20 protein-coding genes and 1 riboswitch are annotated in these 23,480 nt (G+C 71.0%); of the genes, 11 read left to right on the top strand and 9 right to left on the bottom strand.

Annotated elements, in window-relative coordinates:
- Positions 1–55 precede the first annotated feature (55 nt).
- A complete protein-coding gene (locus tag ACWD4G_RS22655; protein WP_451296110.1) occupies positions 56–712 on the bottom strand; it encodes an N-acetyltransferase family protein in 657 nt (218 codons plus the stop codon).
- A gap of 326 nt (positions 713–1,038) precedes the next feature.
- Here ACWD4G_RS22655 and ACWD4G_RS22650 point away from each other — a divergent pair, with 326 nt between their 5' ends.
- The 3 genes from ACWD4G_RS22650 (at position 1,039) to ACWD4G_RS22640 (ending at position 5,102) form a co-directional block, all read left to right on the top strand.
- A complete protein-coding gene (locus tag ACWD4G_RS22650; protein ID WP_451296245.1) occupies positions 1,039–1,698 on the top strand; it encodes a LuxR C-terminal-related transcriptional regulator in 660 nt (219 codons plus the stop codon).
- 364 nt (positions 1,699–2,062) lie between these two features.
- On the top strand, positions 2,063–4,009 hold the full coding sequence (locus ACWD4G_RS22645) for a 2-oxoacid:acceptor oxidoreductase subunit alpha (protein ID WP_451296108.1): 1,947 nt from the start codon (positions 2,063–2,065) through the stop codon (positions 4,007–4,009).
- Positions 4,002–5,102: a 2-oxoacid:ferredoxin oxidoreductase subunit beta gene (locus tag ACWD4G_RS22640; protein WP_451296106.1), complete on the top strand. Its 1,101-nt coding sequence runs from the start codon at positions 4,002–4,004 to the stop codon at positions 5,100–5,102. The genes ACWD4G_RS22645 and ACWD4G_RS22640 overlap by 8 nt, the downstream gene beginning before the upstream one ends.
- Positions 5,103–5,223: 121 nt before the next feature.
- On the opposite strand, the gene ACWD4G_RS22635 is transcribed toward ACWD4G_RS22640, so the two are convergent.
- The gene (locus ACWD4G_RS22635) at positions 5,224–5,640 is read right to left on the bottom strand and encodes a winged helix-turn-helix transcriptional regulator (protein WP_451296104.1); all 417 of its coding nucleotides are present in this window, start codon (positions 5,638–5,640) and stop codon (positions 5,224–5,226) included.
- A 90-nt stretch (positions 5,641–5,730) separates the two neighbouring features.
- Between ACWD4G_RS22635 and ACWD4G_RS22630 the strand changes: the two genes are divergently transcribed.
- The 3 genes from ACWD4G_RS22630 to ACWD4G_RS22620 all read left to right on the top strand — a co-directional run bounded on the left by ACWD4G_RS22630 (position 5,731) and on the right by ACWD4G_RS22620 (position 9,192).
- Entirely contained in the window at positions 5,731–6,585 is an 855-nt protein-coding gene (locus tag ACWD4G_RS22630; protein ID WP_451296102.1) for an NAD(P)H-binding protein, read from the top strand.
- Positions 6,586–6,869: 284 nt separating this feature from the next.
- The gene (gene rarD / locus ACWD4G_RS22625; protein WP_451296100.1) at positions 6,870–7,976 is read left to right on the top strand and encodes an EamA family transporter RarD; all 1,107 of its coding nucleotides are present in this window, start codon (positions 6,870–6,872) and stop codon (positions 7,974–7,976) included.
- A 259-nt stretch (positions 7,977–8,235) separates the two neighbouring features.
- Positions 8,236–9,192, top strand: coding sequence for a M28 family metallopeptidase (locus tag ACWD4G_RS22620; RefSeq protein ID WP_451296098.1), 957 nt, complete (start codon positions 8,236–8,238; stop codon positions 9,190–9,192).
- Between the two features lie 111 nt (positions 9,193–9,303).
- Here the strand turns inward: ACWD4G_RS22620 and ACWD4G_RS22615 are convergent, their stop codons facing one another.
- Together ACWD4G_RS22615 and ACWD4G_RS22610 are read right to left on the bottom strand one after the other, a co-directional pair.
- Positions 9,304–10,893 carry a hypothetical protein gene (locus tag ACWD4G_RS22615; protein ID WP_451296096.1) on the bottom strand — a complete coding sequence of 530 codons (1,590 nt, stop codon included), beginning with the start codon at positions 10,891–10,893 and terminating at the stop codon, positions 9,304–9,306.
- 811 nt (positions 10,894–11,704) lie between these two features.
- Positions 11,705–12,091, bottom strand: a complete 387-nt coding sequence (locus ACWD4G_RS22610) for a hypothetical protein (protein WP_451296094.1) — start codon at positions 12,089–12,091, stop codon at positions 11,705–11,707.
- Positions 12,092–12,590: 499 nt separating this feature from the next.
- Here ACWD4G_RS22610 and ACWD4G_RS22605 point away from each other — a divergent pair, with 499 nt between their 5' ends.
- Positions 12,591–13,124 (top strand): DUF6668 family protein, encoded by a 534-nt coding sequence (locus ACWD4G_RS22605; RefSeq protein WP_451296092.1) that lies wholly within the window; start codon positions 12,591–12,593, stop codon positions 13,122–13,124.
- A 232-nt stretch (positions 13,125–13,356) separates the two neighbouring features.
- On the opposite strand, the gene ACWD4G_RS22600 is transcribed toward ACWD4G_RS22605, so the two are convergent.
- Complete coding sequence (locus tag ACWD4G_RS22600) at positions 13,357–13,548, bottom strand: hypothetical protein (protein WP_451296090.1); 192 nt, start codon at positions 13,546–13,548, stop codon at positions 13,357–13,359.
- A 355-nt stretch (positions 13,549–13,903) separates the two neighbouring features.
- Between ACWD4G_RS22600 and ACWD4G_RS22595 the strand changes: the two genes are divergently transcribed.
- From ACWD4G_RS22595 to ACWD4G_RS22585, 3 genes are all read left to right on the top strand, one after another.
- A complete protein-coding gene (locus tag ACWD4G_RS22595; RefSeq protein WP_451296088.1) occupies positions 13,904–15,538 on the top strand; it encodes an amidase family protein in 1,635 nt (544 codons plus the stop codon).
- A gap of 90 nt (positions 15,539–15,628) precedes the next feature.
- On the top strand, positions 15,629–16,189 hold the full coding sequence (locus ACWD4G_RS22590; protein ID WP_451296087.1) for an NUDIX hydrolase: 561 nt from the start codon (positions 15,629–15,631) through the stop codon (positions 16,187–16,189).
- A 169-nt stretch (positions 16,190–16,358) separates the two neighbouring features.
- On the top strand, positions 16,359–16,952 hold the full coding sequence (locus ACWD4G_RS22585; protein ID WP_451296085.1) for a flavodoxin family protein: 594 nt from the start codon (positions 16,359–16,361) through the stop codon (positions 16,950–16,952).
- A gap of 68 nt (positions 16,953–17,020) precedes the next feature.
- Here the strand turns inward: ACWD4G_RS22585 and ACWD4G_RS22580 are convergent, their stop codons facing one another.
- The 4 genes from ACWD4G_RS22580 to ACWD4G_RS22565 all read right to left on the bottom strand — a co-directional run bounded on the left by ACWD4G_RS22580 (position 17,021) and on the right by ACWD4G_RS22565 (position 21,806).
- Positions 17,021–17,980, bottom strand: coding sequence for an ABC transporter permease (locus ACWD4G_RS22580; RefSeq protein WP_451296083.1), 960 nt, complete (start codon positions 17,978–17,980; stop codon positions 17,021–17,023).
- The gene (locus tag ACWD4G_RS22575; RefSeq protein WP_451296081.1) at positions 17,967–18,908 is read right to left on the bottom strand and encodes an ABC transporter ATP-binding protein; all 942 of its coding nucleotides are present in this window, start codon (positions 18,906–18,908) and stop codon (positions 17,967–17,969) included. The genes ACWD4G_RS22580 and ACWD4G_RS22575 overlap by 14 nt, the downstream gene beginning before the upstream one ends.
- 114 nt (positions 18,909–19,022) lie before the next feature.
- Positions 19,023–20,360: a LolA family protein gene (locus tag ACWD4G_RS22570; protein ID WP_451296079.1), complete on the bottom strand. Its 1,338-nt coding sequence runs from the start codon at positions 20,358–20,360 to the stop codon at positions 19,023–19,025.
- Between the two features lie 435 nt (positions 20,361–20,795).
- A complete protein-coding gene (locus ACWD4G_RS22565) occupies positions 20,796–21,806 on the bottom strand; it encodes a polyprenyl synthetase family protein (RefSeq protein ID WP_451296077.1) in 1,011 nt (336 codons plus the stop codon).
- A gap of 650 nt (positions 21,807–22,456) precedes the next feature.
- Positions 22,457–22,633, top strand: a riboswitch (cyclic di-AMP (ydaO/yuaA leader).
- A 4-nt stretch (positions 22,634–22,637) separates the two neighbouring features.
- On the opposite strand from ACWD4G_RS22565, the gene ACWD4G_RS22560 reads away from it, so the two are divergent.
- Positions 22,638–23,435 (top strand): transglycosylase SLT domain-containing protein, encoded by a 798-nt coding sequence (locus ACWD4G_RS22560; protein ID WP_451296075.1) that lies wholly within the window; start codon positions 22,638–22,640, stop codon positions 23,433–23,435.
- Positions 23,436–23,480 lie beyond the last annotated feature (45 nt).

Raw genomic sequence — 23,480 nt, 5'->3', positions numbered from 1 at the left:
GCTTGTGGGGGACGCTTCGTTTTGGGTGAGCGTGTCGGGGGCGCGTCCGGGGGGCTCACCCTTGGGCGCGCTCCGGTTTTCCCGGCTGTACGGGCTCCGGTGTTCCCGGCGAGGTGTTCCGGAGGTCGAGGATCATGTCGAGCGACTGTGTGCCGTCGGTGCCGGTGAAGGGGCCGACCGTTCGGAAGCCCTGCTTCTCGTAGTAGCGGATGGCGCGTGGGTTGTCGGCGAGGACGCCGCCCCAGAGGATGATCCTCTTCTTGCCGAAACGCCGTGCGACGTCGGCGACGAGGGGGAAGACCTTGGTTCCCACGCCTCTGCCCTGGTGGTCGTCGGCCAGGGTCGGACCGAAGCGGCAGTCGGTGGCCGAGAGGTGGATTCCGGCCGTTCGGTAGCGGGTGATGTCCGAGGGGTGGAGGTCGAGGCTCAGTTCCAGGAGGCCGACGATTCTGCCGGACGGCACCTCGTCGAGTACCAGCCTGAGCTTGTCGTAGCGGGCGATCGCGTCGCACAGGTCCTGGGCGGCGGCGAGGTCGTAGCCGTCGAACGTGCTCAGTCGTCTCGATTCGGCGGACAGACCTTCGAGGAAGGTGGCCAGCCGAGCGGTGTCGGTGTGGGTGAGTGGGCGGCAGACGAGCTCCGAACCGTCGTCCAGCGTCACGCTCCGCGTCAGAAGGAGCGGGTCCTCGGCGACCGCGGTCAGGGTGAGCATCCCAGCACCTCTCCACTCGATTCCGGTGCGACGAACCTACCGGCAACCATTCGGCTCCGGCCCAGGCCGCACGCAACTCCCGCCCGGCCCGACGGCCCGACGGCCCCACGCCCCGACGGCCCCGACGGCCCGACGCCCCGACGCCCCCACAGCCCGGCGCCCCCACAGTTCGCCCTTCAGCAAACTCAGCCGTGTAATTCCGGGAGCCCCCATGTTCGGAATGGTGCTGTTTCGGGGGACCCCGTGGGGCGTTGCTGGGATGCTGGGGGTGTGGTGCGGGCGGGGGTCCGCCGGTCGGTTGGGGGGACGGAAACGTGGAGGACAGGGTGCGGGTGGTCATCGCCGAGGATTCGGTGCTGTTGCGGGAGGGGCTGACGCGGCTGTTGACCGATCGGGGGCACGACGTCGTCGCCGGGGTCGGTGACGGGGACGCGCTGATCAAGACGATCACCGATCTCGCCGCGCAGGGCGAGCTGCCCGATGTCGTCGTCGCGGATGTGCGGATGCCTCCGACGCACACCGACGAGGGCGTACGGGCCGCCGTACAGCTGCGTAAGCAGCACCCCTCGCTCGGGGTGCTCGTGCTGTCGCAGTATGTCGAGGAGCGGTACGCCACCGAGTTGCTCGCCGGGTCCAGCCGTGGCGTCGGGTATCTGCTGAAGGACCGGGTCGCCGAAGTGCGGGAGTTCGTGGACGCGGTCGTACGGGTGGCCGGTGGCGGTACCGCCCTGGACCCCGAGGTCGTCGCACAGTTGCTCGGGCGCAGCCGTAAGCAGGATGTGCTCGCCGGGCTCACCCCGCGTGAGCGGGAGGTGCTGGGGCTGATGGCGGAGGGGCGCACAAACTCGGCGATCGCCCGGCAGCTGGTCGTCAGCGACGGTGCCGTCGAGAAGCACGTCAGCAATATCTTCCTGAAGCTCGGGCTCTCCCCCAGCGACGGCGACCACCGACGCGTCCTCGCCGTCCTCACCTACCTCAACTCATGAGCGCGTACCTCGGTTCATGAACGAGGTGGCCCTTCGCCGCCCCAGGGGTACCCGGTGACCATGGCCGCTCCACGGGTACCCGGTGACCAAGGTCACCGGCTCATCCCATCGGCCCCCGGGCATCTCTCTGATACGAGAACCGGCGACCGATGGAGGGCGTCTTCGCCGGCACCCTGCCGGGGTGGGCGAAACGTGACAAGTCAGGGCGTCGAAGTATCGCGGAAGCCATCTGTGAGCCGTCTCAAAACATCGTCCATCAGGCGAAAGCGCGAGGGAAGGTCACCTTCGCCGACGTAGGGTTGGTGCTGGGAAGGCCTGCGGGACGGCCGTTCCCGGACAGCCGCCTCAAGGGAGGTCCAGTTCAGTGACCAGCCAGGTCAGCAGCCCAGCGGAGCAGGCCGACGAGGCCGTTTTGGGAGAACTGAGGGAGCAGCGCAAACCGGCGGGGACAGCGGGGGCGAAGGATGTCCGTCGACTCGATCGGGTGATCATTCGGTTCGCGGGCGACTCCGGTGACGGGATGCAGCTCACCGGTGACCGCTTCACCTCCGAGACGGCCTCCTTCGGAAACGATCTGTCGACGTTGCCGAACTTCCCCGCCGAGATCCGGGCCCCCGCCGGCACCCTCCCGGGCGTGTCCAGCTTCCAGCTGCACTTCGCCGACCACGACATCCTCACCCCGGGTGACGCACCGAACGTCCTGGTCGCCATGAACCCGGCCGCCCTCAAGGCCAACATCGGCGACGTACCGCGCGGCGCGGAGATCATCGTCAACACGGACGAGTTCACCAAACGGGCGATGCAGAAGGTCGGATATGCGACGAGCCCGCTGGAGGACGGGTCGCTGGACGGATACAGCGTGCATCCGGTGCCGCTGACCACCCTGACCGTCGAGGCCCTCAAGGAATTCGACCTCACCAGGAAAGAGGCCGAGCGCAGCAAGAACATGTTCGCGCTCGGCCTCTTGTCTTGGATGTACCACCGGCCGACCGAGGGCACCGAGAAGTTCCTGAGGTCGAAATTCGCCAAGAAGCCCGATATCGCCGCCGCGAACATCGCCGCGTTCCGCGCCGGGTGGAACTTCGGGGAGACCACCGAGGACTTCGCCGTCTCGTACGAGATCGCCCCGGCGACCCAGGCGTTCCCGGTCGGCACGTACCGGAACATCTCCGGGAACCTGGCCCTGTCGTACGGGCTGATCGCCGCCTCCCGTCAGGCGGATCTGCCTCTCTACCTGGGCTCTTATCCGATCACCCCGGCCTCGGACATCCTGCACGAGCTGAGCCGGCACAAGAACTTCGGGGTGCGGACCTTCCAGGCGGAGGACGAGATCGCCGGGATCGGGGCCGCGCTCGGGGCCGCCTTCGGGGGGTCGTTGGCTGTCACGACGACCTCCGGCCCCGGTGTGGCCCTGAAGTCGGAGACCATCGGTCTCGCGGTCTCCCTGGAACTGCCGCTGCTGGTCATCGACATCCAGCGCGGCGGCCCCTCCACCGGTCTGCCGACCAAGACCGAGCAGGCGGATCTGCTCCAGGCGATGTTCGGGCGCAACGGCGAGGCCCCGGTCCCCGTGATCGCCCCCCACACCCCGGCCGACTGCTTCGACGCGGCCCTGGAGGCGGCCCGGATCGCCCTCACCTATCGCACACCCGTTCTCCTCCTCTCCGACGGCTATCTGGCCAACGGCAGCGAGCCGTGGCGTATCCCGGAGCCGGACGAGCTGCCCGACCTGCGCGTCCAGTTCGCCCAGGGGCCGAACCACACCCTGGACGACGGCAGCGAGGTCTTCTGGCCGTACAAGCGGGACCCCGCGACCCTCGCCCGGCCGTGGGCGATCCCGGGCACACCGGGGCTCGAACACCGGATCGGCGGCATCGAGAAGCAGGACGGCACGGGCAACATCTCGTACGACCCGGCCAACCACGACCTCATGGTGCGCACCCGTCAGGCCAAGATCGACGGCATCGACGTACCCGACGTGGAGGTCGACGATCCGGACGGAGCGCGGACCCTCGTCCTCGGCTGGGGTTCGACATACGGGCCGATCACGGCGGCCGTACGGCGGTTGCGGCGGGCCGGGGAGTCGATCGCGCAGGCGCATCTGCGGCATCTCAACCCCTTCCCGAGGAATCTCGGCGCGGTGTTGAGGCGTTACGACAAGGTGGTGATCCCGGAGATGAACCTCGGGCAGCTCGCCCTGCTCATCCGGGCGAAGTACCTGGTCGACGCCCACTCGTACAACCAGGTCAACGGCATGCCGTTCAAGGCGGAGCAGCTCGCCACCGCTCTCAAGGAGGCCATCGATGGCTGAGAGGTCCACGTCCAAGGAGAGCGCCGGGGGCGCGGGGACGGACACGATCGAGGCGCTCTCCCTCGTGCCCAAGGCCGCGGCCAGGCAGTCCATGAAGGACTTCAAGTCCGATCAGGAAGTGCGCTGGTGCCCCGGCTGCGGTGACTACGCGATCCTGGCCGCCGTGCAGGGCTTCATGCCCGAGCTGGGCCTCGCCAAGGAGAACATCGTCTTCGTCTCCGGCATCGGCTGCTCCTCCCGCTTCCCGTACTACATGGACACCTACGGGATGCACTCCATCCACGGGCGCGCCCCCGCGATCGCCACCGGCCTCGCCACGTCCCGCCGCGACCTGAGCGTGTGGGTGGTCACGGGCGACGGCGACGCGCTGTCCATCGGCGGCAACCACCTCATCCACGCTCTGCGGCGCAACGTCAATCTGAAGATCCTGCTCTTCAACAACCGGATCTACGGGCTGACGAAGGGCCAGTACAGCCCCACCTCCGAGGTCGGCAAGATCACCAAGTCGACGCCGATGGGCTCCCTGGACGCCCCCTTCAATCCGGTGTCGCTCGCCATCGGCGCGGAGGCGTCCTTCGTGGCCCGCACGGTCGACTCCGACCGCAAGCACCTCACCGAGGTGCTCCGCCAGGCCGCCGCCCACCCGGGTACGGCGCTCATCGAGATCTACCAGAACTGCAACATCTTCAACGACGGCGCCTTCGAGGTCCTCAAGGACCGGCAGCAGGCGGAGGAGGCCGTGATCCGTCTTGAGCACGGCAAGCAGATCCGCTTCGGGGCGGACGGCGCGCGCGGTGTCGTACGCGACGACCTGACCGGCGATCTGAAGGTCGTGACCGTCACCCCGGAGAACGAGTCGCGCGTCCTGGTCCACGACGCGCACTCCCCCTCCCCCACCACCGCGTTCGCGCTCTCGCGCCTCGCCGACCCGGACACCCTGCACCAGACCCCGATCGGCGTCTTCCGCTCGGTCGAGCGCCCCGTCTACGACACGCAGATGGCCGACCAGCTGGACACGGCCGTCGAGCAGAAGGGCAAGGGCGATCTGGCCGCGTTGCTGGCGGGCGGCGACACATGGACGGTCGTCGGCTGACGGGACGGTCGTCGGCGACGGGACGGTCGTCGGCTGACGAGACGCCCCATGCCTTACGGGAGGCCCGCACGTCCTGCGAGGAAGCCCGCACGTCCTGCGGGGAGGCCCGCGCCGTATTTCGTCAGGCGCGGGCCTCTTCGTTCGTCCGGCGGCGGCCGTCGTACTCCTCGCGCGCCCGCTGCACGGCGTCCATGCGCTCCTTGGTCCACACGGCGAGGTCGCGGACCTGTACGGCGGCCTCGCGGCCGAGGTCGGTGAGGGAGTAGTCGACGCGGGGCGGGATGACCGGCTTGGCATCGCGATGGACGAGGCCGTCGCGCTCCAGGGTCTGGAGGGTCTGCGTGAGCATCTTCTCGCTGACGTGCCCGATGGCCCGGCGCAGCTCGCTGAAGCGGTACGACCGCTCCAGCAGCTCGATGAGGACGAGGACGCCCCAACGGCTGGTGACGTGCTCCAGGACGAGACGGTAGGGGCACATGCCCTCGGCGCCTTGCGGCGTGTAGGCGTACTTGGGCACCACCACTTCACTTACTGCCATGCCAGTACCTTACTTCAAAGTGGGTACTTTCGAAGAGTTAGCGCTACTCCTAGGGTTAGTGCCGTACCCGCCCAGGAGGAGTAGGAAACCATGAGCATCGTCGTCACCGGAGCCACCGGACAGCTCGGCAAGTTCGTCATCGAGGGACTGCTGGAGAAGGTCCCGGCCGAGCAGATCACGGCCGTCGTCCGCAACGAGGAGAAGGCCGCCGGGTTCGCGGCGCGCGGCGTGAAGATCGCCGTGGCCGACTACAGCTCCCCCGAGACCTTCGACGGCGTCTTCTCCGCCGGTGACAAGGTGCTGCTGATCTCCGGCAGCGAGATCGGCAACGACCGCGTCGGCCAGCACAAGGCCGTCATCGACGCCGCCAAGGCCGCCGGTGCGGCGCTGCTCGCGTACACCAGCGCGCCGGGCACGCTGACCGCCGCGCTCGCCGACGACCACCGGGGCACCGAGGAGGCGCTGCTCGCCTCCGGGCTGCCGTATGTGCTGCTGCGCAACGGTTGGTACAACGAGAACTACACCGAGCAGCTGGCTCCCGTGCTGGAGCACGGTGCCGTCACCCACGCCGGTGGGGAGGGCCGGATATCGTCCGCGACGCGTGCGGACTACGCGGCCGCGGCGGTCGCCGTGCTGACCGGGGAGGGGCACGAGAACAAGACGTACGAGCTGGGTGGTGACGCCTCGTGGAGCTACGGCGAGTACGCGGCGGAGGTGGCCAAGCAGACGGGCAAGGAGATCGCCAACAATCCGGTGACCGTCGAGGTGTACACCGGGATTCTGGCGGGGGTGGGGCTGCCGGAGCCGCTGGCCGCGATTCTGGCGGGGGTTGACGCGTCCATCGAGAAGGGGGAGCTGGTGGTCACGTCCGGCGACCTCGCCCGTCTGATCGGGCGGCCCACCACGCCGATCTCGGAGTCGATCGCGGCGGCGCTGAAGGCGTAGAGCCGGGGGCCGGAATCTTGCCGGCCGGTGGGTGCGCGGGTGCCGTGCCGCTGCGGCTGAGCGGGGGCGGGGTCTCGCTTACCGGCGCTTGCAGGGTGCCGCTCTCTTTGGGATGGGAGCCGCCCCAGCGGCACGATTGCCCGCAGTTGGATGAGACCACGCGACCTACCACCCCCGGCTGTCATGACCGTATTGCGATACGGGTATGACAGCCGGGGGTTTCGGCGTTACCTTCGTGGACTTGGGGTCGTACTCGGTGTGCGGGCCGGTGAGAAGGAGGGGACGTGGCGGCGCAGTCGCGGGGTGAACATCGGATAGGGCTGCTGAACGGCTTCGCGGCATATGGGATGTGGGGCATCGTCCCGCTCTACTGGCCGCTCCTCAAGCCCGCCGGCTCCGTGGAGATCCTCGCCCACCGCATGGTCTGGTCCCTCGCCTTCGTCGGCCTCGCCCTGCTCACCCTGCGGCGCTGGTCCTGGGCCCTCGACCTGCTCCGTCAGCCCCGCAGGCTCGGCCTCGTCACGATCGCCGCGGCCACGATCACCGTCAACTGGGGCGTCTACATCTGGTCCGTCAACAACGGCCAGGTCGTCGAGGCCTCCCTCGGTTACTTCATCAACCCCCTCGTCACCATCGCCATGGGCGTCCTCCTCCTCAAGGAACGCCTCCGCCCCGTCCAGTGGGCGGCCGTCGGCATCGGCTTCTCCGCCGTCCTCGTCCTCACCATCGGCTACGGCCGACCCCCGTGGATCTCCCTCTGCCTCGCCTTCTCCTTCGCCATCTACGGCCTGGTGAAGAAGAAGGTCAACCTCGGCGGCGTGGAGTCGCTCACCGCCGAGACGGCGATCCAGTTCCTCCCCGCGCTCGTCTATCTCCTCTGGCTGGGCTCCCACGGCGACTCCACCTTCGGCACCGAGGGCACCGGACACGCCCTGCTGCTCGCCTCGACCGGCCTGGTCACCGCCCTGCCGCTGGTCTGCTTCGGGGCCGCCGCGATCCGCGTACCGCTGTCCACCCTGGGGCTGCTGCAGTATCTGGCGCCGGTCTTCCAGTTCCTGCTGGGCGTCCTGTACTTCGGCGAGGCCATGCCTCCCGAGCGCCTGGCCGGCTTCGCCCTCGTATGGCTGGCGCTGTCCCTGCTGACGTGGGACGCACTGCGGACGGCACAGGCGTCGCGCAGGCAGTTGGATGCGCTGGGGGCGGCGAGCGTGGTGAAGGCGGGGGAGCGAGGAGAGGCTGTGGAGGCGGCAGAGCCGGCGGAGCCGGTGGAGAGTGCCGGGCCCGTGGAGCCCGTGGAGCCGGTGAAGGCTGTGGAGGCGGTTGCGGCAGAGGCGGCGCAGGGGACGGAAGCGACGGCGGCGGCCACCACGTCGGCCGACGCGAAGCCCTGACGCCCGCCGCGCTCACCGGCGCGCGCCCACACCCCGCACCCACCGGCGCGCGCCCACCCCGTACGCGCACCGGCGCGCCCGGCGCCCACCGGCCCACGCCCGCGTACGCACCGGTAAACGAACACCCCTGTCCAAATACCGCCCTTGACGGTGAGTCAGCCGCGCCCGCACCATCCTGGGACCTCATTCACTCGGGTTTGACATGGATGCGCCAACAGCGTCATCCGTGCCGGACCCCTTGGAATTCGGAGCCCCCCACATGAAGCTCTCTGTTCCAGTCACCGGGCGTGCCGCTGCCGCCGTGGCCGTCGCGGTGGCCACGTTGTTCACCAGCGGTTCCCTGGCCGGGGCGGCCCCCGCCCCCGATGCGGTGGCCGCGGCGGCACCCGACCTCCCCGTGGCCAGCGTCAAGGCCCATCTGACCCAGTTCCAGTCGATCGCCACGGCCAACGGCGGCAACAGGGCCCACGGTCGCGCCGGTTACACGGCCTCCCTCAACTATGTGAAGGGCAAGCTGGACGCGGCCGGGTTCGTCACGACCACGCAGTCCTTCACCTCCGGCGGGCGTACCGGCTACAACCTGATCGCGGACTGGCCGGGCGGCGACACCAGCCAGGTGATCATGGCCGGTTCGCATCTCGACAGCGTCACCTCGGGCGCCGGTATCAACGACAACGGCTCCGGTTCGGCGGCCGTACTGGAGACCGCGCTCGCGGTGTCCCGCGCGAACTACCAGCCCGCCAAGCACCTCCGGTTCGCCTGGTGGGGCGCGGAGGAGCTGGGCCTGGTCGGCTCCCGCTACTACGTCAACAACCTGTCCTCCGCGAACCGCGCCGCCATCGACGGCTACCTCAACTTCGACATGATCGGCTCGCCGAACCCCGGGTACTTCGTCTACGACGACGACCCGACCATCGAGCAGACCTTCAAGGACTACTTCGCGGGGATCGGCGTCGCCACCGAGATCGAGACCGAGGGCGACGGCCGCTCCGACCACGCGCCGTTCAAGAGCGCGGGCGTACCGGTCGGCGGCCTGTTCACCGGGGCCAGCCGCACCAAGACGGCGGCCCAGGTCACCAAGTGGGGCGGCACCTCCGGCCAGGCCTTCGACCGCTGCTACCACTCCTCCTGCGACAACACGTCCAACATCGACGACACCGCGCTGGACCGTAACTCGGACGCGGCGGCGTACGCGGTGTGGGAGCTGTCGGAGTAGGCGGTCCGCCGACGGCGGCACGGCGGCTGCCGAGGCGCGCACATCGTGTTCCCGGGGGTCGGTCAGCGGCGTGGGCCGCCGACCGACCCCCGGCTGCGGGCTGCTGCCGGGTCACTTGCCCTGGGCATGGGGGCTCCTGGCGTGGGCGGCGCTGTCCTTGACCTGGGCTCGTTCGGCAAGGCGGCCCATGCGGGTGCGGGCCTTTTCTAGTTGGTCCAGGTCGTCGGCGGCGGGGCCTGCTTCGGCGGCGAGGTCGGACCATACGGCGATGAGGTCGCGGCCGAGGTGGAGGCCCTGGAGCGGGTCACGGACGGCTCGCCAGGCCGCCGCCGCGCTCTGGATGTTGCCGTAGGCGGCGCGGGGGTCGTTCAGCCGGTGGCGGAGGGCGGCGAGGTCGAGGGAGAGGTGGAAGGAGCGCAGGGCGTCACCGGCCAAGTAGGCGATGTACGCGGTGAGTTCGCGGATGCGCAGGACCTCGGGGTGCTGGGGGCCGAGGGCCGCGGTGGCCTGGGCGACGGTCCGCTCGGCCATCTCGGCGGCCTCGTTGATCCGGCCCAGCTTCACGGCCTCGTTGATCTGCGACATCGGCTCCGCGAAGGGGGTGGCCGCGCCGCCGTCGGTCTCCTCCTGGTCCAGCACGGCCTCGGCGACCGCGTCGAACTCCCGTACGGGGGTGGGCTTCGGGCCCGCGTCCTCCTCCAGCGCCTTCCACTCGGGGGTGGAGTACGGCTCGGCCGTGGACTCCTCCGGAGGAGCGAGGGGCGGGGGTACATCGGGTGAGCCGGGCTCCGACTCCGCGTTGACCTCGCGGAGGGGCGCCGCGGTCACGGCCGGCATGGACGCGGGCAGGGGGGTGGGCGGCGCGGCCGGGGGCCAGGGCTGGGGGTCGAGTGAGATCGGCTTCGAGGGGTGTGGGGGGACGGCGTCGGTGGGCTGGGCGAGGGCCTTGGGCGGCACGGCGTCGGTGGGGGGAGGCGTGTCGGTGGGGTCCGCGGAGTGCGGCGGCTGTGTGGAGGGGCGCGGCCGCTCGGGATGCGCGGGCTCCGGGGCCGGGTTCCGGTTCGGCGGCCAGGGGTGGGGCTCCAGTGAAGTGGGGCCGGACACCGGGGGGTTGGAGGTGTGCTGAGCGGGGGTGTTCGAGGTGGGCGGGCCGAATGCGCCGGTGGGGGGCGAGACGGTGCCCAGGGGGGAGGCCTCGTCGCGGACCGGGCCGGGGGCCGGAGGGGCGACGGGGTCCGTGGTGGGGGTCGGGTCCTCGTCGGGCTCGGGTGTCGGGGGCGTGTGGTCGTCGGCGACCGGGACGCCCGGGAGGGTCAGGGGGAGGCCCGGGGTGCGGGGCGGCTGGGCGATGGGGCCGTCCTTCGGCTCGGGTACGGCGCGGAGTACGAACGTCGACGGGGCCACACCGCCCATCGCCGGCGCGGACTCCCCCTGCTGTGCCGCCCTGAGCGGCATCGTCCGGGGCTCCCGCTTCGGCTCCCCGGCCGACACGGGCTTCGCCGCGGAGAAGGGGAGCGTGTTGGGGTCGCGGTGGGGGTGTTCGGGGGCGGGTGCGGATACGGCTGCGGGTGCGGCGCGGTCCGCGTCGGGGTCGGCCGACCGGGCCGGAGGGGTTGTCGGGTCCGCCGGGGCGGCGGTCGGCTCCGCCTGGGAAGCGGTCGGCTCCGCCGTGGGCGTCGGCTGAACCGCCGCCAAGCGCATGGTGCCGGGCTCCCTCTTCGGCTGCGGCCGCTCATGAGCGGATGCCTGCGGCTGCGGCTCGGCGGGGGACTGTGACTCCGGCTGTCGCGGCGCCTGTTGCTGAGGCCGCGCATGCGCGGGGGCGGACTGCGGCTGGGCATGAGCGGAGGGCCGTGGCACCGGCCGAGCGGGAAGCGACCGGGCCTGCGGCGGCACGGCGTCCGCCGCCGACTCGGGCACCGCGCGCAGTACGTGCGTCGACTTGTCACGACGTGGCGCGGGCGCGGGCGCCGATGGTACGGACGACTCCGGCGGCTCGGACGACGTGGACGACGCGGGGACGGACGGGGGCTCGGCCGGAGGCGCGGGCGGACTCACGGGCGGAGGCAGGGGCATCGACCCGGCGACGGGCTCCACCGGTTCGTGTGCCCGCGCGTCTTCGTGCGACCGTACGCCTTCGTATGGCTGTGCCCCTTCGCGGGGCCGCACCCCTTCCTGGGCCGTGTACCCCCTCGCCTCCCCCACCCGCACCGGTTCCCCGGCGTAGTGGCTGGAGCCGTCCACCTGCACCTGGAGAGGGATGACGTAACCGATGCGTTCGTCGTGGACCGTGGCGAGGACGGGGTGGCCGGTGGCGAGGGCCAGGCGGTGGAGGTAGTCGAGGGCGGCGGTCTGGAGGGACTCCCCGGTGGACGGGAGGACGGGCATGCCGCCGACCGTCGCGCCGCCGTCGGCGTGGACGTGCACCTCGATCGGGGTCACCCCGGCCGGCATCCGTCCCGCCTGCTTGAGTTCCCGCTTCTGTTTGCGGCTGAGTCGAGTCATCGTTCCCTCACTCGGGTCGGTCAGAAGGAGAAACGGGAGAAGAAGGCGAAGCGGTTGCAGCGGGGTCGGACGGGGCCGCCGACGGGGGCGTCGCCGCCTCCACCGTACGTACGTCGTCCTTCCGCCGTGGCTCACCCCTGGCCGAGCGCACCGGCTCCACGTACACCGTGGCCTGTGGGCCGGTTCCCGTCCAGCCGTCGCGGCCGTACGCCGTTCCGTCGACGAACAGTGCACCATACGCCACGACTTGGGTGTCGGACGGTGCGTCACCGTCGTCGTCCGGCCCGACCTCGACCGTCGTCCATGCCCAGTGCCCGGCCCAGCCGTTCCAGAGGGCGCCCGCGCCACCGGCCACGGACGCGGGTACGGCGACCGCCGCCCTGCCGAGCCTCATCGTCGTCCCCCTCCGCACCGTACGCCGCCCGTCCCGAGGCCGCCGCCGACGCCCTGTTCCGCCACGTCGGCCTCGCCTCCCCCGCTCACCGCGACCATCATCACGACGGGCTTCAGCACACCGCCGCGTCAGTCGAGTCTCTCCGCTCACCCCCACTCCCCGCGTCACCAGCGCGTCACAGGCTCGTCGCAGGAACTCACCTCCGGACTCCTCCAAGTCGTCCGTCCCCCGTGCGGATCGGTGGCGGTACGACGGAGCCGGTAAGGGAATGAAACGCCCTACGGGCCGGGCGAACCGACAAGCGGACGAGCTGACAAGCTGACGGGCGGGCAGATTCGTGGGTCGGAGTGACCGGCGAGGTCGGAGCGACCGGCGTTGACCGGCGAGGTCCGCAGGTCGGCGGGTGGGCGGGTGGGCGGGACCATGTGACGATGAGGCGATGAGCTGATGAGGCGATGAGGCGTGACGGGAACGTGGGGTGGAGAGTGGTGACGCGGTGATGCAGGAGAGCACACAACAGGGGGCGCCCGAGCCGGAGATCTGGCTGCGCGGGCCGGTCACCGAGATGGGACCGCAGGCGCCGCCGTCACCGGAACAGCGGCCCCAACCCGTCGCGTCCGCACGGCGGTACTCCTGGGTCGCGACGCACGGCGGCGCCGGGTCCACCACCCTCGCGACCGTCTTCGGCGGTCATGACGCGGGCCGCAACTGGCCCCGCCCCGAGCACGGGGAGCCGGCGTCGGTGCTGCTGGTGGGGCGCACGCATGCCGCCGGGCTGGACGCGGTCTCGCACACCCTCGACATCTTCCGCCGGGGCGACGCGCCGCCGGGGCTCGACCTCGACGCCATCGTGCTGGTCGCGGACGCGCCGGGGCGGCTGCCCCGGCAGCTCGTGCAGCACGTGAAGGCGATCGGTTCCGTCATCGACGTGTACCGCGTGCCCTGGGTGCCCGCCTGGCGCACCGGTGACCTGAGCGGCCCGCTGCCCCGCGAGAGCGCGGCGCTGGCCCGTCTCACGGGGAGGACCCCGTGAACACCCTGCTCACCGTGGCTGCCGTGGGCAACAAGCCCGCCGGGCTGCCGACGGCCGTCACCAAAACCTCGCCAGGGCGCTCGGCCTGCTCGCCCGACGGGTCACCGCCGGCGTCGTCACCGGCCTGCTGACTGTCGGCTCCCGCATCGCCACCTCCTGTGCTCGGGCGAGGCGAAGGCCGACGAGCATCTGAGCCAGTCCGCGACGGTCATGGGCGCCTGCGTCATCGGCGCTAGGGCGGGCCGATCGCGCAGTTCGTGATGCGGCACGCCGCCGGTCCGTGATGGAACACCCCGGTCCCCGGCCGGTTGTGGAACACCCCGCTCCGGGCGGGGGCGCCCGCTCCAGCCCGGCCGGGCACGACCGGCACGACCGGCGTCAGCGTCACGGCCGGCTTCAGCGTCACGACCGGCTTCAGCGTCACGGCCGGCTTCAGCAGTGATGTGACCGGCGCGACCGATCCAAGGCCGACACAGGGCAAGTCCGTCGGCCGCCTCGCACCCCCGTGCGGATCTGTGCGATGCACATCCGCCTCGGCAGATGATCATGCCGGTGGGTACGCTGCCGCTGGCCGGGCCGCACTCCCGCCTCGATGACCGGGTGGGGCGAGGGCTGAGGGAAGAAGCACCTCGGCTGGCCCGGCACCTGGCTCCCCCGGACCCTCCGGGCCCCGCCCCCGGCGCAGTCCCCCGTCCCATCGAAGCCCCGACACCGGGCGGCCCCGGCCGCTGAGCCGCCGGGAAGAACCCTGAGCCGCCACGAAGAACTCCATGAGGCCAATGAACCCCAGGCACCCGAACACCTCCCCCTCTCCGGACTCACCAGCCCCCGTCATCCCGGCATCCGGCTCCCTCTCAGCCGAGGGCTTTGCGGCGCTGTCGGCCGAGCGGATCGCCGCGGCCGTCCGGGCCGGGGAGTTGACGGCCGTCGACGTGGTCGCGGCCTCGCTCGCTCGGATCGAGCGGGTCGAGCCGGTGTTGTGCGCGTTCGTCGAGGTGTGGGCCGAGGAGGCGTTGCGGCGGGCGGCGGAGGTGGATGCCCAAGTGGCCGCCGGGGTGTGGTTGCCGCTGGCCGGTGTGCCCATCGGCGTGAAGGGGCGGAGCGGGGTACGTACGGCTGCGGCCCGGGCGTTGACGGCTGCCGGGTGCGTGCCCGTGGGGGCGACCTCCGTTCCCGGGCCCGGAACTCCCTGGCAGACCTGGGGGCTCGGGGCCGGTGGCCGGACCGTCAACCCCTGGTGCCCCGACCGGACTCCGGGTGGCTCCTCCGCCGGGTCCGCCGCAGCCGTTGCCGCGGGACTCGTACCGATGGCGACCGGGACCGACGGAGCCGGGTCGGTACGGATTCCGGCGGCCTGGTGCGGGGTCGTCGGCCTGAAGACCACCAACGGACGACTGCCCTCCACCGACCGCACGGGCCTCGCCGCCCCCGGCGTCCTCACCCGCCACGCATCGGACGGGACGGCGTATTGGCGCTGCGTGAGCGAGGCCGAGGCCGAGCCGGGGTACGTTGATGCGAGCCGGGAGGCCCGGGCCGAGACCGGGACGGGATTCGTCGACGTGGACCGCAGGGCCGGGGCCGGGACCGGGACATGCCTCGTCAAGGTGGACGGCAGGGTCGAGACCGGGGCCGGGACGGGATTCGTCGAAACGGGCCGCAAGGCCGGGGCCGGGCCGGGGTATGTCGGCGTGGGCCAGGAGGCCGAGACCGGGGCCGAGACCGGGGCCGGGGCCGGGGCCGAGACCGGGGCCGGGGCCGAGACCGGGGCCGGCTACGTGGGCGTGGACCGGGAGGCCGAAGCGGGGGCCCTCGGCGTAGATCCATCGGCTCCCCCCACCGCCCTCTGGTCACCCGACCTCGGCTTCGCCGACACCGACTCCGGGCCCGCCTCCGTCGCCCACGCCGCCGCGCTCCGCCTCGCGGACGCCGGACTCATACGGTTGGTACGACCGACCGAACCCCCGCAGTCGGACGAACCCGTCCGGCCAGGCGAATCCACACGGCCAGTCAGCCCCGTCCACCCGTACCCACCCCTGCGGTTGCAGGACCCGGCCCCCGCCTGGCTCGCTCTGCGCGCTGCGGCGGGCTCCGGCTCGGCGGCGGTGCGGGCCGCTCAGGCGATCCGGGCGGAGAACGATCGGCGGCTCGACGCCCTCTTCGCCGGTGTCGATCTGATCCTCACCCCCACCACGCCCAACGCCCCGCACGGCCACGAAGGCCCCGGTGAGCGTTACTCCACCGCTCTCACCTGGGCGTTCAACCTCAGCGGCCATCCGGCGATGAGCATCCCCGCGAGCTTCGACTCCGACGGCTGCCCGGTCGGGCTGCATCTCGTCGCCCGGCACCACGAGGAGGCCCTGCTGCTGCGCGTGGCGGAGGGCGCCGAAGCCATCCCGCCGTACCCGAACCCGTAGCCCCACCCGGACCCGTAGCCCTACCCGAACCCGAAGCACCGCCAGACCCGTAGTCCCACCCCACACACGCCAAGAGCAGGAGAGCCCCGTATGAAATGGACCGTCCACAGTGAACGGGCGATTCTCGACACCCCTTGGGTGCGGTTGCGGTCGCTGGATGTGGAGCAACCCGATGGGACCCGGGGTGACTATCACGTGGTCCGGCTGCGGGACCTCGCCGTGACCGCCGCCGTGGACGAACGGCGGCGGGTGCTGATGATGTGGCGGCACCGTTTCGTCACGGACACCTGGGCCTGGGAGCTGCCCATGGGACTGGTCGAGGACGGTGAGCGGCCCGAGGAGGCGGCGGCACGGGAGTTGGAGGAGGAGACGGGGTGGCGGCCGGGCACGTTGCGGGAACTCGTCTACGCACAGCCCGCAGCCGGAATCACCGACACCCAGCACTTCGTCTTCCGTACGGACGACGCCCGCCGCGTCGGTGAACCCACCGAGCGGAACGAGTCCGACCGGCTGGAGTGGGTCCCCCTCGCGGACATCCCCGCGATGATCAGCCGCCGCGAGATCGTCAGCGGCGCCACCCTCGTCGCCGTCATGGCCCTCCTCCTGGACCTGCCACCGACCACCACCGCACCAGCCTCTTCCGCGCCCTGAGAAACACGCGAGAACACGCGGGGACACACGGGACACGCAGGGACACGCAGGGACACACGGGAACACACGGGATCACGCGGCGGCACCCAGGAATGCGGATGCACACGCATATGTTGTCCACGCAGGTATTCATCGTGCGCCTCCAAGCGCACACGTCCAGGGGGATTCCATGACACGTCGTTTTCTCTTCGTGCTCGGCAGTGCCCGGCCCGACGGGAACAGTGAGGCCCTCGCCCGCGCGGCCGCCGAGCAGTTGCCGCAGGAGGTCGAGCTGCGGTGGCTGAGCCTGATGGAGCATCCGTTGCCGGAGTTCGAGGATCTACGGCACGACAGTGACCACGTACGGCCGGAGGGGGACAATGCGGCGCTGCTGCTGGACGCCACGCTCGCGGCCACCGACATCGTGATCGTGTCGCCGCTGTACTGGTACTCCGTCTCCGCCCAGGCCAAGCGGTATCTGGACCACTGGTCGGGCTGGCTGCGCACCCCGGGGCTCGACTTCAAGCAGACGCTCGCGGGCCGCACCCTGTGGGGCGTCACCGCCCAGGCCCACCCGCAGGAGGAGGTCACCGCACCCCTCATCGGCACCCTCAACAACTCCGCCGCCTACATGGGCATGAGATTCGGGGGCGTACTCATCGGCAACGGCAGCAAGCCCGGCGACGTACTCACCGACACGGCGGCACTCACCCGCGCCAAGACGTTCTTCACCCAGGAGGCACCCCTCGCGCGCTTCCCGTACGACACCGCCGGGGCCGCGTGACCGAGACCCCCGCGGTGACGCCCTCCCCACGGTGACGCCCTTCGCGCGGTGACGCCCTGGGTGACCCCCTACGCCGTGATGTTCTTCGTCGTGAATCTCGCCCACGCCGCCGAGCCGAAGACGGCGGCGTAGAGGGCCTGGAGGCCGAGGTTCTTCTGAAGGTCCTCCCAGTAGATCGGTTCGCGCATGAGATCGGCGAAGGAGAGCCAGTAGTGGGAGAAGAAGTAGGGGTGGAGGGCGTCCAGTTGGGGGATCTGGTCGAGGATCTGGACCGTGATCAGGAGGCCGACGGTCGTCGCCATCGCCGCGATGCCGCTGTTCGTGAGAGTGGAGATGAACAGGCCCAGGGCCGCGATGCCGGTCAGTGACGCGGCCACCGCGAGCGCGATCAGCAGGGCCCGCAGCAGGCCCTCCGCGAAGGTGATCCGGGTACCGGAGATCGTCGTCAGCTCGCCCAGGGGGAACAGCAACGCCCCCACGATCAGTGCGGACGTCGCCACGACCAGGGTCGCCGCCACGCAGAACGTCATCGTCGTCGCGTACTTGGTGATCAGCAGACGGGTGCGGCCCGCGGGGGCGACCAGGAGGTAGCGGAGTGTGCCGGCGTTGGCCTCGCCCGCGATGGCGTCGCCCGCGATCACTCCGATGGCCATCGGCAGGAAGAACGGGAGCGTCACCGCCAGGGCCGTGAACACCAGGAAGAGGCCGTTGTTGGTGATCTGCGCGATGAAGGCCGGGCCTCCGCCCCCACCTCCGCCGCCCGGTCCTCCGCCGGGGCCGGGGCCGTCGCCCGTCTCGATCTTCACCGCGATACCGATCAGGATCGGTACGGCCGCGAGCACGGCGAGCAGCGCGATCGTCCGCCACCGCCGGAAGGTGGTCAGCAGCTCGCTACGGAAGAGGCCGAGGGTCCAGAGGGGGCCGGGGGTACGGGTGGGAGCAGCAGGGGCGGGCCCACTGCTGGAAGGGGCGGAGGCCGTGTCCGCCACCGCTCCCGCGTCCCCGCCCGTCGTCTCAGCCCGCGACATCGAAGCCCTCCCCTGTCAGTGCCACGAACGCGTCCTCCAGGGAGGCGCGTTCCACTCCGAAGCCCCGGACTCGGACGCCGGCGGCGACGAGTGCCGTGTTCAGGTCGGCCACGTCACCGTCCGTCGGTGGTTCGGCCGTCACCCGTTCCCCTTCCGTGGTCACGTCTCCGACTCCGTGCTCCTTCAACACCCTGGCCGCCTCCGACGTGTCCGGGGTCGTGACGACCAGGCGGCCCCGGGCGCCGGCGGCCAGTTCGGCGACCGGGCCCTGGATGATCAGGCGGCCCCGGGACATGACGGCGGCGTGGGTGCAGACCTGTTCGATCTCGTCGAGGAGGTGGGAGGAGAGGAAGACGGTGGTGCCGTCGGAGGCCAACTCCCGTACCAGGGCGCGGATCTCGCGCATGCCCTGCGGGTCGAGGCCGTTGGTCGGCTCGTCGAGGACGAGCAGGCGGCGGGGTTGGAGGAGCGCGGAGGCGAGGCCGAGGCGTTGCTTCATGCCCAGCGAGTACGCCTTGGCCTTCTTAGCGGCGGCGGCCGTGAGCCCGACCCGGTCCAGCGCGGCGGCGACGCGGGTGCGCCGGGTACGCGGGTCGGCGGTGGGGTCGGCGGCGTCGTAGCGCAGGAGGTTGTCGCGGCCGGAGAGGAAGCCGTACAGCGCGGGGCCCTCGATGAGCGCGCCGACCTGGGGCAGTACGGTCCGGGTGGCGCGCGGCATGGGATGGCCGAGCACCTGGGCCGTGCCCGAGGTCGGCTCGATGAGGCCCATGAGCATACGGATGGTGGTGGTCTTGCCGGAGCCATTGGGCCCGAGGAAGCCGAAGACGCTGCCGCCCGGAACCGTCAGTTCCAGGTGGTCCACGGCCACTTGGCCGCCGCGGAAGGTCTTGGTCAGCCCCTGGGTGTGAATGGCAGGTGCGTCCGTCATGGCTCCCCTCGGGTGTACGACCGGCGGGCCGGGACGAGAGCCCCCTTGTCGGGCTGTCGCCCCGGCCCGCCGACCGGGTGTCGCTGCGGTGTCCGCGGTGGCCCGCGGTGGTCGCTACTCGGCCGCGTTCGCCGCCTTCACCAGCGCGTCCTTGGTGACGGCACCGGCGTAGACCTTGCCGTCCTCGGTGAACAGGACGTTGATCAGCCGGGTCTTGAAGACCGTACCGGAGCCGAAGTCGCCCTTGACCTGGTCGCCGAGCGAGTTCAGGAAACCGTCGACCCTGGCGTCGCCCGAGCCCGTGTCGGAGCCGCCGGGCATGGCGCCCTCGGCGCCCGTGTCGAACTGGGCGATGGTGCTCCAGCCCTCGCCTATGGTCTTCAGCCCGTCGAGGCCGCTCGCGAACTCCTCCTCGGAGCCCTCGAAGCCCTTGCCCGCGTCCTTGGACTTGTTGGGCGCCGCATCCCTGTCGAAGTCCTCGAACGAGGAGCCCTCGTGGCCGGACTTCTCCATCTCGTCGGCCTCGGTGACCTTCGCGCCCTTCGGCGGGGTGAAGTCGAACGTCGAGGCGCTCGGCTTGCCGAAGTCGACCTGGGTGAAGCCCGCGTCCACGACGGCCGCGCCGCCGCTCGCCGGGGTGAGCGTGAACTTCAGCGGCAGCCCCGTCTTGGAGTCCACCGCCACGGTGATCGCGCCGACCGTCGAACCGGACTGCTTCGGCTCGATCAGCAGTTTGTACGCGTCCCGCCCGGCGACCCTCATGGTCCCGTCGACGGTCACGGAGGTGGTGTCGTCGACGGCCTTCAGGGCCTCCTCGGCGAACTCCTGAGGCGTGGCCGGCACCTCGGCGGACGAACCGCCCTCGCCCTTGTCACCCCGGTCGCCCTTCTCGCCCTTGCCCTCGTCGACGCCGCTCGCGTGGTAGACCTCGTTCGAGGCGCTGTCGTACGCCCACATCTCGTCGCCGTTGTGGATGACGCTGTACTCGGCGGCCTCGTCCAGCAGGGACAGCTTCTGCTTGTCGGGGCCGTCGGTGGCCACGCGCAAGGTGTGTGTGCCGGTGGCCAGTTCGAGCAGTTTGGCGGAGGGGTCGGCGGACGAACCGCCGTCGCCCGAGCCGCCGGAGGGCGCCCCCGAGCCGAGGCTGTCCGCGAGTCCGCCCAGGTCGGGCAGGCCCAGATCGGTGGTGATCTTCACCGTGCCGGACACCTGCTGGACGTCCGACGCGGCGATCTTCTCGATGAGTTCCTGTGCGCTGATCTTCGGCAGATCCGGGTCGCCGGAGCCGGCGAAGGCCGGGACCAGCCCGATGGTCGCCGCCGCCAGGCCCACCACGGTGACCGGGACGACGTACCGCGCCGCCTTGCGCCGCCGCGCCGAACGCGCCTCCTCGGCCTCGGCCGCGAGCACAGCCGCGTCGCGGGCGCTGTCGTCGGTTTCGTACGGTGCCATGTGTGCCTTACCTCCGTCGTCGGCGGCGGCCTCCCCTTGAGCCGCCATTCTCACCCGAATCGGTGAGGAGTGGTGATACCCATCTGACCAAATCGGCCCGTGAGAGTCGTCAGACTCGGGAGCCAACTCGGCGTACTGCTACGGGATGACATGACGGGGCGACACCTCCACCCGACCCGTAGGGGTTCGGGGGGCGACCAGAGGGGTCCCGGAGGGCACTTGGACGAACGGCGCGGCCCATCGACAAGACGAGACGAGACGCGGCGCGGCGCACCGACAAGACTCACCGACAAGACGCACCAACGAGGCGCACCGGCAAGACGGGCGCGGCCATTGATAAATCGAGCCCGTCCGGCGATTGAGGACGAGCCCGAAGGGCGATGCCGGGGGCCCTGGGGGCGCAGCCCCCGGTTGGGTCATGGCACCCCCGGGTGCCTAACCAGCCCGGTGCACCACCGCGTCGCACAGCTCGACCAGCGCCGCCTTCGCCCCGCACTCCGGCAGCGGCGTCAGTACGGCCCGTGCCTCCTCGGCGTACCGGACGGTGTCCCGGCGGGCCTGCTCCAGGGCGGGGTGCTCGCGCAGCCGGGCCAGGGCCTCGGCGTGCCGCGCGTCGTCGGTCAGGTCGGAGGCGAGCAGCTCGCACAGCTCGATGTCCTCCGGCAGCCCCGTCCGCCCCGCCTGCTCCCGCAGCCGCAGCACCGGCATGGTCGGCACCCCCTCGCGGAGATCCGTACCCGGCGTCTTGCCGGACTCGTGGGAGTCGGAGGCGATGTCGAGGACGTCGTCGGCGAGCTGGAAGGCGACGCCGAGCCGCTCCCCGTACTGGGTGAGGATGTCGACGACGGTCTCGTCGGCGCCGGACATCATCGCGCCGAAGCGCCCGGCGACCGCGACCAGCGAGCCGGTCTTGCCGCCGAGGACGTCGAGGTAGTGCTCGATCGGATCGCGTCCGTCACGCGGCCCGGCGGTCTCCAGGATCTGCCCGGTGACCAGCCGCTCGAAGGCCTCGGCCTGGACGCGTACGGCCTCGGGGCCGAGGTCGGCGAGGACGTGGGAGGCGCGGGCGAACAGGAAGTCACCGGTGAGGACGGCGAGGGAGTTGTCCCAGCGGGCGTTGGCGCTGGGCACCCCGCGCCGTACCTCGGCCTCGTCCATCACGTCGTCGTGGTACAGCGTGGCCAGATGCGTCAGCTCGACCACCACGGCCGAGGGCACGACCCCCGGCGCGTACGGGTCACCGAACTGTGCGGCGAGCATCACCAGCAGCGGCCGGAACCGCTTCCCGCCGGCCCGCAGCAGATGCTGGGCGGCCTCCTGGATGAAGGGAACCTCGCTCTTGGTGGCCTCAAGGAGACCCTCTTCGACGGCCACCAGCCCGGCCTGGACATCGGCTTCGAGAGCCTGGTCCCGCGCGCTCAGCCCAAACGGCTCGACGACGGTCACGAGGGTTCTCCTGTCTGCTGACGTCTACTGACGGTCACACGGTCGGTCTGGTTCTCACGGTCGATGACACAGTTTGTCGATCTGTCGCTGCCATCACCCGAGTCAGCGTATCCGGTCACCTTTCGATCACCACCGAGGGCCTACGGCGTTCGGCCGCGCGATGTAGTGCGGGCCCGCTCATCAGGCACCCGGCGGCCGGGGCCCCGCCTCGGCCGGGGTTCCGCTCACCCGCGCGGACCGGGTGCCGCCCGGCCCTCAAGGGGCGCGGGGCCGTATCGATATGCGGCCACCGCCGCGTGGGCGCGAGCGACCACGACGGACCCGCGGTCGCGCACCCACTCGCACCCCACCCCGTCGCGCATCGCCCTACCCGAGTTGACCGATTTGCCGCATACCAGCGATTCACCCCACTCCTCCCGTGAGTTGAGTCACCCACCCCGGAACCCCCGCCCCACTCCTCATCCCTCGACTCCCCATTTGCAAAAGGCAAGTTGAACTCCACATTCCACCCATCATCACCCCCCATACCCACCGAACTCAAGGTCAACTACGCCAACCCGACAAGCCGGGGCTTGTTCACAAGATGTGCTGTCGCATACGTTCACACCCCGTCCGGACGGACCGCCGAATCCTGCCGCCGACCGGACTCCCCACCACGACCACTCATCCACGCGCGGCAGGAGCGGGGGACCCAGGTAAGCCGCCGGTCCGTTCTTCCCCCAACGGACCGGCTAGGGGTGAAGCCACGCACGTCACACACGACGCGCGCGGCCGGGCATCTCCCGCCCGAACCCGACAGCTCACCTCGCAGGCGCCGGAGAGGAATCCGCCATGCCCGGACGAGGCAAACACCGTCGCGCCAGAACCAACCCGCTCACCCGTGGCGTCATTGCCGCCGGCACCGGCGGGGTCGCGCTCGCCCTGCCGCTCACGGCCGCCACCACCGCCCACGCCGCCCCGCCGCCCCAGGCCGCGGTGACCTCCGTACAGGCCGCCCCGAAGTCGGCGGCGCCGACCGTCGCCCAGCCCAAGTCCCTGACGTACAAGGTCGTCTCGGGCGACACGCTCTCCTCGATCGCGCGCAAGCACGGGGTCAGCGGCGGCTGGCAGCGGATCTACCAGGACAACCGCAAGACCATCGGCGGCGACCCGCGTCTGATCCACCCGGGCCTGAAGCTGAAGCTGAACGCCACGAAGAAGCCGAAGAAGTCGGCGGCGTCGACCGCGTCCACGGCCTCGGCGAGCAACGGCTCCGGTTCCGGTTCCGGCTCCACGGCCGAGGCCACCCAGGCGTCCGTGAAGACCTACACCAACGACCTCGACGGCTGGATTCGCGAGGCGCTGGACATCATGGCGCAAAACGGAATTCCAGGAACATACGACGGCATTTACCGCAACATCATGCGGGAGTCGTCCGGCAACCCGCAGGCCATCAACAACTGGGACTCCAACGCCGCCGCGGGAACGCCCTCGAAGGGCCTGCTCCAGGTGATCGACCCGACGTTCGCCGCCTACCACGTGCCGGGCACGGCGTACGACCCCTTCGACCCGGTCGCGAACATCACGGCGGCGTGCAACTACGCCGCCGCGAGGTACGGCTCGATCGACAACGTGTTCGGCGCCTACTAGGCCTCCGGCCTCCTGTACCTCCGTTCCCTTGTGCCCCCGTTCCCC

The organism is Streptomyces sp. NPDC002643 (assembly GCF_053592555.1).
This window is presented reverse-complemented; position numbering and strand designations above follow the sequence as displayed.

Coding starts and splice junctions, on each gene's coding strand:
- ACWD4G_RS22655 (WP_451296110.1), bottom strand. CDS start 712: ATGCTCACCCTGACCGCGGTCGCCGAGGACCCGCTCCTTCTGACGCGG.
- ACWD4G_RS22640 (WP_451296106.1), top strand. CDS start 4,002: ATGGCTGAGAGGTCCACGTCCAAGGAGAGCGCCGGGGGCGCGGGGACG.
- ACWD4G_RS22635 (WP_451296104.1), bottom strand. CDS start 5,640: ATGGCAGTAAGTGAAGTGGTGGTGCCCAAGTACGCCTACACGCCGCAA.
- ACWD4G_RS22630 (WP_451296102.1), top strand. CDS start 5,731: ATGAGCATCGTCGTCACCGGAGCCACCGGACAGCTCGGCAAGTTCGTC.
- ACWD4G_RS22620 (WP_451296098.1), top strand. CDS start 8,236: ATGAAGCTCTCTGTTCCAGTCACCGGGCGTGCCGCTGCCGCCGTGGCC.
- ACWD4G_RS22615 (WP_451296096.1), bottom strand. CDS start 10,893: ATGCGCTTGGCGGCGGTTCAGCCGACGCCCACGGCGGAGCCGACCGCT.
- ACWD4G_RS22610 (WP_451296094.1), bottom strand. CDS start 12,091: ATGAGGCTCGGCAGGGCGGCGGTCGCCGTACCCGCGTCCGTGGCCGGT.
- ACWD4G_RS22605 (WP_451296092.1), top strand. CDS start 12,591: ATGCAGGAGAGCACACAACAGGGGGCGCCCGAGCCGGAGATCTGGCTG.
- ACWD4G_RS22595 (WP_451296088.1), top strand. CDS start 13,904: ATGAACCCCAGGCACCCGAACACCTCCCCCTCTCCGGACTCACCAGCC.
- ACWD4G_RS22590 (WP_451296087.1), top strand. CDS start 15,629: ATGAAATGGACCGTCCACAGTGAACGGGCGATTCTCGACACCCCTTGG.
- ACWD4G_RS22585 (WP_451296085.1), top strand. CDS start 16,359: ATGACACGTCGTTTTCTCTTCGTGCTCGGCAGTGCCCGGCCCGACGGG.
- ACWD4G_RS22580 (WP_451296083.1), bottom strand. CDS start 17,980: ATGTCGCGGGCTGAGACGACGGGCGGGGACGCGGGAGCGGTGGCGGAC.
- ACWD4G_RS22575 (WP_451296081.1), bottom strand. CDS start 18,908: ATGACGGACGCACCTGCCATTCACACCCAGGGGCTGACCAAGACCTTC.
- ACWD4G_RS22570 (WP_451296079.1), bottom strand. CDS start 20,360: ATGGCACCGTACGAAACCGACGACAGCGCCCGCGACGCGGCTGTGCTC.
- ACWD4G_RS22560 (WP_451296075.1), top strand. CDS start 22,638: ATGCCCGGACGAGGCAAACACCGTCGCGCCAGAACCAACCCGCTCACC.